The following is an 11,080-nucleotide window of genomic DNA, read 5'->3' as shown; positions in this document are numbered from 1 at the left end:
ACCGAGATCGCGCCGGGTGCCGTGGAGACGGAGTTCTCGCTCGTGCGATTCGACGGCGACGAGTCCAAAGCCGACGCCGTCTATCAGGGCATCACGCCGCTGGTCGCCAAAGACATCGCCGAGGTCGTCGGCTTCGTGGCCTCACGCCCGTCGCACGTCAATCTCGACCAGATCATCATCAAGCCCCGAGACCAGGCTGGTCCGGGTCGCTTCAGCCGGAAGTAGGCGCCCATATCGTCTGGCGGCTCCGCCGCCAGTGGCACGGTTGAGTGCGTTCGAGTGCACTCAACCGTGCCAATGGGCGCGGAGCGCCCTAGCTTTGGCGCGCTAGCTTTGGCGACCTAACCTGCTGGAACCGGCGCAGGCGTCGTTGCGGTCGCAGCGCCCGCTGGCAAAGCTGACATCGACTCCCACGTCGCCCAATCGATCGCCCAGTCGTACAGGTCGCCGTCCGCCGCCGAGAGGTCGATGCGAGTCCCGGTGACCTCGACCGGATCGCCGTACATCGCGGTGCCGAAGTACTCCTGAGCATCCGCGTCGGACAGGTTGATGCACCCGTTGGTGACGTTCGAGGCACCCTGCACCCCGGTGGTCAACGGATTGGCGTGAATGAACTCGCCGTTGTTCGAGATGCGGACTGCCCAGCGCTCGCGCACGTTCTCGTAGAACGGCGGGTTCGACATCAGGAAGTCCTCGTGCTTCTCCGTCACGACGTGAATACCGCTACGAGTCACGTTGCGATCCTCGTTGCCCTCGCCGTAGCTGACGGGTATGTCCATGATCGTCTCGCCGCCGCGAACCACCTGCATGCGGTGGCTCGTCGCGTCGGCGACGACGATTTGGCTGCGCCCGATGGTGAAATCGAGCGTCACGTCGTCCGCGCCGTAATTCCCCTCGCCGTAGTCGACGCCGTAGAGGTTCGCCTTCACCGACACCGTCGTTCCCGGAGTCCAATAGTTGGTGGGACGCCAGTGCACGCGCGAGCCGTTGTCGTCGGGGAACCACGCCCACGCACCGGGAGTGGGCGGGTTGGTGGTCACCGTCAGCGCTTGCTCGACGGCAGCCTTGTTCTCGATCGCCGAGTCGAACTGCAGAATGATCGGCGCTGCAATGCCGACCTCCTGGCCGTCACCGATATTGGTGCTGACGGAAGTTCTGCTGGCGGGCGTCACCGTCGTGAAGCTGCCGTCGATCGCAACGGTCTTCCCGTCGGTGCCGACGGCATTGCCCGCCCAGGTATAGGTCGAGCCGTAGCCGAGCGGTTCGGTGATGGTGTACGACGCTTTGTCCGGCGCCAGCACACCTTGAACTACCTTGCCGTCCGGGTTGGTGAGCGCGACCTCGGCCAGCGTTCCATCCGTCACCGTCACCGCGATCGGGGCCACCGGGCTGACGTCGACAGCGCCGGCAGCCGGAGTCTGCGCCACCTCTGCGACCGGGGGCGCCTCCGTGGTCGACGCTGCACTACCCGACGAGCCGGTGCCGCCGCCGACTGTGCACCCGGCAACGAGTGCTGCCAGCGCCGCGATCGCTACGACCAGCCACAACAGCCGCGTCCGTTTTGTCTGTTCTCCCTGCACATGCACGGTTTCCAACGTACTCGCGGGAAAGTGAACGATCACAATCGATCACCCAGGTGCGCGCAGATTCACACCGAATTGCCGGGTGGACCCGGACATTTCACCCACGAGCACCCCGAGGCGCACCTTTCAGCCCACGCGCAAGTTGCAACGCGTGCGTGGGCTGGAACCTGCGCGCCCGACACCCCCGGTGACCGAACGGCTCATTCGGTCCCGAACCCCGCTGAACGCGCACCTTTCAGCCCACGCGCAAGTTGCAACGCGTGCCTGCGCTGGAACCTGCGCAGCCAGCACCGAGCAGCCGCAATCAACTAGCCGCGATCAAGCCTCGAGCTTCGTCGTCCTCAGCTCGTGACCCCTCGACGTCAGGCAGCGCCCGGTGTCGAGGTTCCAGTCCCAGCCGTGCAGGTTGCAGGTGAGCTTGTTCCCCTCGACGATGCCGAACTTCGACAGGTCGGCCTTCAGATGCGGACAACGCCGCTGGATTTCGTAGCCGTCCTTGACGATGGTGGCGGTGTCGTCGTGTGCCTCGGCGAACCAGCCGTCGGCGTACGCGATGCGCTCGTCGGTCAGGCATTTGAAGAACGTGTAGAGGAACTCGTTGTAACCGCCGACTCGACGAGCCCGGAAACGTGTCGACAGGAAGATCGAGTTGACCCAGTCGGGTTCCTTGTCGCGCACCGCGGTTCGAACGAGCTCCGGCGCAATGGTGAAGCTGTACCGGAAACGTTCCTTCAACAGAGGCTCGCGCACGATCCGCTTCGGGAAATCCAGTACGACGGTTTCCGCGCCGAGCATCAGTGCGACGGGGTAACCGATGCCGTCGCAGATCTGATCGGTCGCAGACATGATCGGCTCGAACAGCTCTCGTAGCGGTTCCAACAGAGGTTCGCCCTCCGCCGACGCCCACGCGGCTTTCTCCGCCGCGATCACGCCGGCCTGACGCTGCGCGAAGTCTTCGATGTACTGAGCCTTGCCGGTGGTGAAGATCGCTTCCACTTCCTCGACCGGAAGAGGATGCGTCAACGCATCGAGGGTGGACCCCGTGAAGTCTGCGGTGGTGCCGGGCATCATCAACAGGCCCTTGTCGTGACCGTTGCGCCGCATCTGATCGAGGAAGACCATCTGGTCCGGGAAGATGTTCGCCGGATCCTCGTAGACGTCGTTGAGGAATCGCAGTTCGTCGTCGAGGAAGCACGGCGGGCCGGCTGACGGAATCACCCAGGTGGCGCCGATCTGCTCGATGTACTGCCGCGCGCGATCCATCTGACGTTGACGCTTCTGCACACCGAAGGCCTTCTTCGCGCGCTCGACCATGTCGTAGACCATCGGGTACCAGATGGCCCCCGAGTACTGCAGCATGTGCACGTCGACGTGGCCGAACTCCTCCGTCAGCACGTCGAGGTCGACGGGACGCGCGTCGTTCATGTTGAACGCGACGGTCTTTCCGTCGGAGACGACGAGGCCGGAGTCACCGATCGGGCCGTCGGCTGGAGCGCGAAGCGCGATGATCATGATGTCGAGATCGCCCTTGGGACCGGAAAGACGGTGCTTGACCGAGTTCGTGGTCTCGTAGAACTTGTGAAAGCCGAGCTTGATCAGCTCGTTCTTCAGATCCGGCACCGGGTAGTCCGGCAGGAGAACAGTCGTGTCCTTGTTGACGTGATCGGCGAGGTTCTTCGGATCGAAGTGGTCCTTGTGCAGGTGCGATACGTACAGGTAGTCGCATTCACCCAACGCGTCCCAGTCGAGCTGCGTGTTGTCCGGGAACGGAAACCACGACGTGAAGTACGCGGGGTTCACCCACGGGTCGCACAGGATGCTGCCTGCATCGGTCTGAATGTGGAATCCTGCGTGCCCGACGCTTGTGACCTGCAACGAACTACTCCTTCACTTGCACTGAACTTCGATGGTAGGCCCTGCGTCCGACTCAGCTGAGCGAGCAGCCCACCAGATCGCACTCGGGAACCAACGTGATCCCGAACTCTGCCCGAACTCCGTCGCGGATATGCGACGCCAGAGCCATGACGTCCGCCGTCGTCGCCCCGCCCCTGTTGGTGATCGCAAGCACATGTTTGGTGGACAGCGACACCGTGCCGTTTCCGAATTCGGTGCCGTATCCGTGCGCGAATCCGGCATTCTGAATCAGCCACGCGGCGTGGATCTTGATTCCGGACGGGTCCGGGTACTGCGGCGCTCTCGACGCCGTCTCAGGAACCGTCGTCAACACCGGGTTCAGGAAGAACGATCCGACGCTCCACGTGTCGTGGTCCTCGGCGTCGAGAACCATGCCCTTCTGCCCACGCAGATCGAGCACTGCATCCCGGACCTCGGCGGCGGGGACCGTGTCTCCGACGGTGACGCCCAACCTCTCCGCCAATCCCGCGTAGCGGACCGGATCGGAGGAGCGCGAGCGCCGAAGCGACATCGTCGTGTCGAGAATGACGTACCGCGTCGAATGCTTGAAGATCGACTGACGGTGCAGTCCGAATCCGCACTGATCGGGCGTCCAGACCTCGGTGTTCGAAGTCTCACGGTCGTAGACGGTGAGACTGTCGAGCACGTCGGAAGTGACCGTTCCGTACGCGCCGACATTCTGCACCGGCGTCGCACCCGCAAGGCCCGGGATTCCCGACAGAGCCTCCAAACCGGCCAGTCCCTCGCTCAGTGAGGTCGCGACAACCGCGTCCCATCGCTCACCGGCCGCGACCGAAATCGAGTTGCCGTCGACGCGCAGCCCCGAGGTCTCCACCTTCACGACGAGACCGTCGAACCCGTCATCACTGACGACGAGATTGGATCCGCCGCCGACCAGCAGCACAGGAGTTCCCGACGCATCGGCGTCGCGAACCACGGCGCCCAACTCGTCCGAGGTGGTCGCGACGGCGAACTCGCGAGCCGGACCCCCGAGTCGCATGGTGGTGAGCTCGGAAATTGCGGTAGGCACGGGAGTCCAGGTTACCGGTCTGGCGTGCCGGTCGGAATCCGACCGGTCCTTCGCTGCCGGTACTCTCCGCCTATGCCTCGCCCCATCGCGCACAGCGCGTCCGTTCCCGCACCCGTCGACAAGGTGCACGCCGCACTCGTGTCCGAGCAGTACTGGAAGGACCGGATCCAGGAGATCGGCGGCCCGAGCGCACACCTCGTGAGCGTCACCGCGATCAACGGAACCATCAGTGTCGTCATGACGCAGTCCATTCCGGAGGAAGAACTCCCCGCCGCGGTCACCGCGTTCAAGAAGGGTGCGCTGGTCATCGAACGCACCGAGTCCTGGGGACCGCTCGGAGGGGGTCGCGCCGAGGGCAAGTTCGGCGCGACGGTCGAGGGCGCACCCGCCACCATTTCCGGAACGACCCTGCTCGAGGGCAACGACACGTCGTCGACGATGTCGCTGTCCGGCAACACCGAGGTCAAGGTGCCGATCTTCGGCGGAAAGATCGAGGCCATGATCAGCGAGCAGGTTCTCTCGCTCATCGACAACGAGCACGACTTCACGGGCAACTGGGTTGGACAGAACCTGCAATAGGTACCCTGCCCAGTATGGCGCGCCGCATGAACTACTCAGCCCGGTTCACCTACTCCACGGAGCAGGTGTACGCCGCGTTGTCGAGCCGCGAGCACTGGGACGCTCGCATCGAGGAGATGAAGAAGTACTCCCACAACGAGCTGAAAAGTTTCGAGGTCGGCGACAACGGGATCGACGTAGTGATGCATCACATCATCCCCAGAACCGAACTGCCGGACATCGCGCAGACGGTGATGAAGAAGGACATGATCATCACTCGCAACGTGCACTTCGACCCGTACACGGAGACCCCCGAGGGCAATTACGACGCGTCGATTCCCGCCGGGCCGGGCAGTTTGAAGGGCGTCACTTCGTTGTTCGCCACCGAGACCGGTTCGACGCTGCGGACATCCTCGGAAGCGAAAGTGTTTCTCCCGTTCGTCGGCGGAAAGCTCGAACAGCTGATGCTGGTGAACCTGCGCGATCTCTGGCGCGGCGAGGGTGAAGTAACGGCAGACTGGCTTGCCCAGAACAACTAGGACGCCCACTCCCGAAGGCACCATCACCCGCGGCACCACGGGCATCAACCGCCTGCGTCGAAGCGACCGGTGGCTGACGCACAGCCCGATCGTACGAGGAGTCCTCGCCGCGGCATCGGATCCACTCGTCGTCGACCTCGGCTACGGCGCCAGGCCCGACACCACACTCGAACTCGCGCACAGATTGCGCACGGTCCGACCCGACCTGCGGGTCACCGGACTCGAAATCGATCCCGCTCGCGTCGTTCCGTCGACCGAGAATGTGACGTTCGCGCGGGGCGGTTTCGAACTCGCCGGGCTGCGACCGAACCTCGTGCGCGCCTTCAATGTTCTTCGTCAGTACCCCGAAAATGCGGTTCCCGACGCCTGGTCTCGGATCCTGGCGGGGCTGGCGCCCGGCGGCCTGCTGGTCGACGGCACGTGCGACGAACTCGGGCGTCGCTGTGCATGGATTCTCCTCGATGCGTCGGGACCGATCTCGCTGACGCTCGCATGGGATCCGTTCACGGTGCACACGCCGTCGGACATCGCCGAGCGGCTGCCCAAAGCGCTGATCCACCGCAACGTGCCGGGCGAACGCATCCACGAGCTGCTCACCGCGGCGGACAAGGCGTGGTCGACGGCGGCACCGTTGGCCCCTTTCGGGCCGCGGGTGCGGTGGCGCGCCGCGCTGAAACAGCTGGCGGCGAACGGACTTCCGACCACCGTGCCTCGGCGACGGTTGCGCGACAACATCCTCACCGTCCCATGGGACGCGGTAGCGCCGGGCTAGAAAACTAGGTGCAGGCAGACAGAGCCAGCTCGACGCGCTCGGCCACCCGCTCCGGTCCGTTGACTGCTTCCTCGTACAACACTCCGGGCTCTACCCGCCCGATCGCGACGGCGTCGCCGACCACTTCGTCGAGGGTGATCTGTGAAATGCCACCGGCAGCAAGATCGAGGACGGTGCGAACCGGCGTCGTGATGCGGAACGTGCCGGTCGATTCGAAGTCGTGCGGGGTGAGTTGCAATCGATGCACTGCCAGCCGCGTATCGGCCACGCGCAGGTTCGTGAAGGCCGAGACGTGCACGAACTGGGGATGCAAATGTCCGAACCCGTGGAGCTCGGCCGCACTCTGGTGAGAAATCACAGCATCACCGCCGAACCAGGCGCACCACATCGCGAACTGCTCGAGATCGCTGTGCGGCCAACCGGCGAGCCGATACAGATTGCGTTCAACCTTGATCCAATCGCCGACGGCGATGTTCGCGACCATGGCCGGAGCCACGAATCCAAGCGCCTCGGCCTGCTCGGTGGTGAAGAATCCGTCCTGACTCGCGGCCAGGCGACGAAGCTCGACGGTGCTCGGTCGTGTCGTACCCATACACGCAAGAGTACGACACGATGTGTTGCACATCACAAGAATCGGCCCAGGTCCTCCCACCGAAAGCTCGGATTCACAGAGGTCTTTCAGAATCATCGGGAAGACTGCGGCGAATGACACGAAGCAAAGCTCCCATGATCGCGGTGCTCGTCGTTCTGGTTCTCGTCGCCGCGCTGCTGGGCGGCGAACTGTACCTGCGCCAGCAGATCAAGTCCTGCCTCGCGGGCCAGCTCGAAAGCGAGATCGGCAGCCAGGTCGACGTCGGACTCGGCTGGAAGCCCATCCTGGTGTCACTCGTCGACAAGCAGGTGTCCTCCGTGACACTCGACAGCAACGACGCCCGGTTCGGAATTGCCGAAGGCATGACCGTCCACGCCGAAGTCGAGGATGTGAACCTCGAACAGACCGCCGATACCAACGGCAGCATCGGTAGCTCCAGCGCGGACATCGCCTGGTCCACAGACGGCATCGCGAGCACGTTGCAGTCTCAGGGAATCGGCGCACTCGTCTCGGGCGTCACCTCGGACGCGTCGGCGGGCACCCTGTCCTTCGCCGTCGGCGGCCTCGCTCAGCTGACCGTGAAGCCGACGGTGGTCGGAGATCGCGTCGACGTACAGACCGTCGACGCCTCCATCCTCGGCCTTGGGTTGCCGACCGACCTCGTCGACAGCATCGTCGGAGTGATCTCCGACAGCCTCCAGCAGTACCCGCTCGACATGATCCCGACGTCGCTCACCGTGACCGACGCGGGCATCGAACTGGCACTGCAGGGTGGTCAGTATTCGATCCCGGCCACGGACCAGCCGACCGAGGTGCCCGACGGTTGCGGGCTGCTCGCCTAGCTCGCCTAGTTCGATAGCCCCTCGAGGACAGCGCGGGTTCCCGACAACCCCAACCTCGTTGCGCCCGCGTCGATCATCGCCAGGGCGGCGTCCGTCGTACGGATGCCGCCGCTGGCCTTGACGCCCAACCTGCCGCCGACGGTGTCGGCCATGAGCTTGACGGCTGCCACGCTCGCTCCGCCTGCGGGATGAAAGCCGGTGGAGGTCTTCACGAAGTCGGCGCCTGCCTTCTCCGCCACGAGGCAGGTTTCGACGATGGCCTCGTCGGACAGCGCTGCCGACTCGATGATCACCTTGAGTACTGCCGACGGACCGATTGCCTCACGCACGGTGAGGATGTCGGACAACACCACGTTGTAGTCGCCGGCGACCGCCGCGCCGACGTCGATCACCATGTCGATCTCGTTCGCGCCCTGATCCACCGCGAGGCGTGCTTCAGCACCCTTGATGAGCGAATGATGCTTGCCGGATGGGAATCCCGCGACCGCAGCGACGACGAGGCCGTCGGCCCGCACCGGCAGCATTGATGGCGACACACACACTGCAAGCACACCGAGGGCGAGTCCTTCCGCGATGAGAGCGGTGACGTCCTCGGGCTTGGCTTCCGGCTTGAGCAACGTGTGGTCGACCATTCGGGCCAGGGCGCCGCGGGTAATAGACATGAGACCACCCAACCACAGTCGACGCGCGCCTAAGCTCTCCGGTTATGTCTGCTTCACAGGTCGCTGGCACCTTCAACTCCACCAGCAACGAGTTCGACTCCGTCACCCCTGCAGTGTGGGGTCCGGCGGGCCAGACGCTGAGTTTCGCCCTCGACCTGCGGGCCGGCGAGTCCGTCCTCGACGTGTGCGCGGGAACCGGCGCGTCGGCCCTGCCCGCGGCCATGGCTGTGGGCCCGAGCGGAACCGTCCACGCCATCGATCTCGCCGACGACCTACTCGCGGTGGCTCGCGCCAAGGCTGCAGCGTCGGCGCTGCAGAATGTCGAATTCGTCTGCGCGGACGCCACCGAATGGGAAGCGCCCAGCGCGATCGGCGGCGGGTACGACGCCCTGTCCTGCTCGTACGGCATCTTCTTCCTCCCAGACATGGACGTCTCGTTCGCCAGGCTCGTCGGGATGGTTCGCACGGGAGGTCGCGTCGGCGTGACGGTATGGCGCAAGGGTGCGATCGAAACGTTCGGGGCTGCATTCTTCGACGTCGTCGCCCGCTACGCACCCGAGGTTGCGCACAGCGGACCGCGGTCGAAGGAGGGATACGCCTCCCATCCGATACGACGCGTCGAAACTGCCGAGTCGCTGACCGCATGGCTGCAGGCACGGGGCTGCGAGTCCGTACGCGTCCAGGAGTTGTCGAACTACGTTCCGACGACGGATGTCTTCGCGTGGAACTTCGTCCTCGGCAGCGGTTTCCGCGGCGCCCTGAACGGGTTCGACGAGAAGGTGCGCGACAACATCCGTCGCGAATTCCTCGAGCTGTTGGCGACCCGTGGGATCGATTCGGTCGACGCGAGCACACTGGTGGCAACCGGCATCCGGGCGTCCTGAGAGAATCTGGCCATGAGTTCTGTTGTCACCGACGACCGTCGCTACGTTCTGTCCCTCGGATGCCCCGACCGTACGGGCATCGTCGCAAAGATCTCGACGTTCCTCGCCGAGGTCGGCGGTTGGATCGTCGAAGCTGCCTACCACGCCGATCCGGACACCGGTTGGTTCTTCACACGCCAGGCCGTGCGGGCGTCGTCGGTGAAGATCAGCATCGACGAATTGCGCTCCCGGTTCGAGGCAGTCGCCCGTGAGATCGGTCCGGAAACCGAATGGGCACTGCATGATTCAGGCGAACGCAAGCGCGTCGTGATTCTCGTCAGCAAAGAGGCCCATTGCCTCCACGACCTCCTCGGCCGCGCTGCCGGCGGAGAACTACCGGCCGAGATCTCGGCGGTGATCGGCAATCACAAGTCGCTCGAGCCCGTCGCGAGGGCGCACGGCATCACGTTCCATCACGTCGAGTTCGCGAAGGATCCAGCCGAGCGAGGTCCGGCGTTCGACGAGGTGCGGACGTTGGTCGACTCGTACGACCCGCATGCTGTCGTGCTCGCCCGGTTCATGCAGGTGCTCCCGGAGGAACTGTGTGCACACTGGGCCGGGCGCGCGCTCAACATTCACCACAGCTTCCTGCCGTCGTTCGTCGGTGCGCGTCCGTACCACCAGGCATTCGCTCGCGGCGTCAAACTCATCGGGGCGACGTGCCACTACGTGACGGCCGAGCTCGATGCAGGCCCGATCGTGGAGCAGGACGTCATCCGAGTGGATCACGCCGACGAGGTCTCCGACATGGTCCGTCAAGGGCGCGACATCGAGAAGCTCGTACTCTCCCGCGGTCTGCGGTGGCATCTCGAGGATCGCGTCCTCGTGCACGGAAAGAAGACGGTCGTCTTCAGCTGATGCGGCTCCGCCGCAGTGGCGCGGTTGAGTGCACGCCAATGCACTCAACCGCGCCACTGGGCGCGGAGCGCCGGCCCTACCAGGAGCTGCGCGCCCCTCAGAGCGAACGAAGCCTGGCGACCTCGGAGTTGAACTCGTCGATCGCCTCGACCGAACTCATGTGACCGATGCCGGGTATTTCGATGAGCATGCTGAGGTGATCGTGAGCGTCGAGGGCCTGTGCGAGCTTGCGGGCATGCACGGGAGGGGTCAGCCTGTCCGCGGTGCCCACCAGGACAGAGGTCGGGACGTTCAGGTTCGCCAACGCCTCGTGGATGTCCAGGTCGGTCAGTGCCGCACCCCAGATGCCGCGCGTCTGCGGTTCGCACTCGAGCACGATCTTCTCGCAGAACGCCACCTCGGCGTCCGTCGAACCCGGTGCCATCGACACGTACTTGATCGCGTGCCGAGTCACCGTCGACGGGCGAAGCGGGATCGCCGACTTCAGAACGACACGTCCTACCTGCACCGGAACCCGCGGGAACCGATTGGGCAGCGGGATGACGGTTGTCTCCCGAACGAGGCTGTCCGTTGCAGTCGACGCGAGCAAGACCGCGCTCACCAGATGTTCGACCTGCTCCGGGTACCTCCCCGCCCACGCCATGATCGACATTCCGCCCATGCTGTGGCCGACGAGCACTGCCTTGTTGTCCTCGGCCACTGTCGCAGCGAGGACATCCGCAAGATCATCGGCCAGTACGTCGGGGCCCAGCGGTCGAGTACCGACGTCGCTGCGACCGTGTCCGCGCTGGTCGTAGACGATCACCG

General features: G+C 64.7%; 12 protein-coding genes and 1 pseudogene. 7 read left to right on the top strand and 6 right to left on the bottom strand.

Going from position 1 to position 11,080, the window contains the following annotated elements; translation table 11 throughout:
* A pseudogene (locus A2J03_RS26070) lies at window positions 1-225 on the top strand (SDR family oxidoreductase); the annotation flags it as partial.
* 116 nt (window positions 226-341) lie between these two features.
* Here the strand turns inward: A2J03_RS26070 and A2J03_RS26065 are convergent.
* From A2J03_RS26065 to A2J03_RS26055, 3 genes are all read right to left on the bottom strand, one after another.
* Window positions 342-1,586 (bottom strand): L,D-transpeptidase, encoded by a 1,245-nt coding sequence (locus A2J03_RS26065; protein ID WP_197480971.1) that lies wholly within the window; start codon window positions 1,584-1,586, stop codon window positions 342-344.
* 315 nt (window positions 1,587-1,901) lie between these two features.
* The gene (locus A2J03_RS26060) at window positions 1,902-3,458 is read right to left on the bottom strand and encodes an MBL fold metallo-hydrolase (RefSeq protein WP_068380063.1); all 1,557 of its coding nucleotides are present in this window, start codon (window positions 3,456-3,458) and stop codon (window positions 1,902-1,904) included.
* A gap of 52 nt (window positions 3,459-3,510) precedes the next feature.
* Window positions 3,511-4,527, bottom strand: coding sequence for a UDP-N-acetylmuramate dehydrogenase (locus tag A2J03_RS26055; RefSeq protein WP_082898103.1), 1,017 nt, complete (start codon window positions 4,525-4,527; stop codon window positions 3,511-3,513).
* A 72-nt stretch (window positions 4,528-4,599) separates the two neighbouring features.
* Here A2J03_RS26055 and A2J03_RS26050 point away from each other — a divergent pair, with 72 nt between their 5' ends.
* From A2J03_RS26050 to A2J03_RS26040, 3 genes are read left to right on the top strand one after another with little or no spacing between them, the layout of a single operon-like run.
* Complete coding sequence (locus tag A2J03_RS26050; RefSeq protein ID WP_068380060.1) at window positions 4,600-5,106, top strand: DUF2505 domain-containing protein; 507 nt, start codon at window positions 4,600-4,602, stop codon at window positions 5,104-5,106.
* Between the two features lie 14 nt (window positions 5,107-5,120).
* Window positions 5,121-5,624, top strand: a complete 504-nt coding sequence (locus A2J03_RS26045) for a DUF2505 domain-containing protein (protein ID WP_068380057.1) — start codon at window positions 5,121-5,123, stop codon at window positions 5,622-5,624.
* A complete protein-coding gene (locus tag A2J03_RS26040; RefSeq protein ID WP_197480970.1) occupies window positions 5,608-6,396 on the top strand; it encodes a class I SAM-dependent methyltransferase in 789 nt (262 codons plus the stop codon). Before A2J03_RS26045 ends, A2J03_RS26040 begins: the two co-directional genes overlap by 17 nt.
* A gap of 4 nt (window positions 6,397-6,400) precedes the next feature.
* Here A2J03_RS26040 and A2J03_RS26035 read toward each other — a convergent pair whose 3' ends face one another.
* On the bottom strand, window positions 6,401-6,988 hold the full coding sequence (locus A2J03_RS26035) for a type IV toxin-antitoxin system AbiEi family antitoxin domain-containing protein (protein WP_068380055.1): 588 nt from the start codon (window positions 6,986-6,988) through the stop codon (window positions 6,401-6,403).
* A gap of 113 nt (window positions 6,989-7,101) precedes the next feature.
* Between A2J03_RS26035 and A2J03_RS26030 the strand changes: the two genes are divergently transcribed.
* The gene (locus A2J03_RS26030; RefSeq protein WP_231912722.1) at window positions 7,102-7,830 is read left to right on the top strand and encodes an LmeA family phospholipid-binding protein; all 729 of its coding nucleotides are present in this window, start codon (window positions 7,102-7,104) and stop codon (window positions 7,828-7,830) included.
* Window positions 7,831-7,835: 5 nt separating this feature from the next.
* Here the strand turns inward: A2J03_RS26030 and deoC are convergent, their stop codons facing one another.
* Window positions 7,836-8,492, bottom strand: a complete 657-nt coding sequence (gene deoC / locus A2J03_RS26025) for a deoxyribose-phosphate aldolase (RefSeq protein WP_068380050.1) — start codon at window positions 8,490-8,492, stop codon at window positions 7,836-7,838.
* A gap of 44 nt (window positions 8,493-8,536) precedes the next feature.
* Between deoC and A2J03_RS26020 the strand changes: the two genes are divergently transcribed.
* Window positions 8,537-9,376, top strand: a complete 840-nt coding sequence (locus A2J03_RS26020; protein ID WP_068380047.1) for a class I SAM-dependent methyltransferase — start codon at window positions 8,537-8,539, stop codon at window positions 9,374-9,376.
* Window positions 9,377-9,388: 12 nt separating this feature from the next.
* Window positions 9,389-10,273, top strand: coding sequence for a formyltetrahydrofolate deformylase (gene purU / locus A2J03_RS26015; protein WP_068380042.1), 885 nt, complete (start codon window positions 9,389-9,391; stop codon window positions 10,271-10,273).
* Between the two features lie 97 nt (window positions 10,274-10,370).
* On the opposite strand, the gene A2J03_RS26010 is transcribed toward purU, so the two are convergent.
* The coding region (locus A2J03_RS26010; RefSeq protein WP_068380038.1) for an alpha/beta fold hydrolase at window positions 10,371-11,080 on the bottom strand (710 nt) is incomplete at its 5' end.

It is taken from the genome of Rhodococcus sp. EPR-157, from assembly GCF_001647195.1.
GTDB lineage: Bacteria > Actinomycetota > Actinomycetes > Mycobacteriales > Mycobacteriaceae > Rhodococcoides.
This window is presented reverse-complemented; position numbering and strand designations above follow the sequence as displayed.

Bases quoted from the DNA above. Each gene is read 5' to 3' on its own strand.
- A2J03_RS26050 (WP_068380060.1), top strand. From the start codon at position 4,600: ATGCCTCGCCCCATCGCGCACAGCGCGTCCGTTCCCGCACCCGTCGAC.
- A2J03_RS26045 (WP_068380057.1), top strand. From the start codon at position 5,121: ATGGCGCGCCGCATGAACTACTCAGCCCGGTTCACCTACTCCACGGAG.
- A2J03_RS26035 (WP_068380055.1), bottom strand. From the start codon at position 6,988: ATGGGTACGACACGACCGAGCACCGTCGAGCTTCGTCGCCTGGCCGCG.
- A2J03_RS26030 (WP_231912722.1), top strand. From the start codon at position 7,102: ATGACACGAAGCAAAGCTCCCATGATCGCGGTGCTCGTCGTTCTGGTT.
- deoC (WP_068380050.1), bottom strand. From the start codon at position 8,492: ATGTCTATTACCCGCGGCGCCCTGGCCCGAATGGTCGACCACACGTTG.
- A2J03_RS26020 (WP_068380047.1), top strand. From the start codon at position 8,537: ATGTCTGCTTCACAGGTCGCTGGCACCTTCAACTCCACCAGCAACGAG.
- purU (WP_068380042.1), top strand. From the start codon at position 9,389: ATGAGTTCTGTTGTCACCGACGACCGTCGCTACGTTCTGTCCCTCGGA.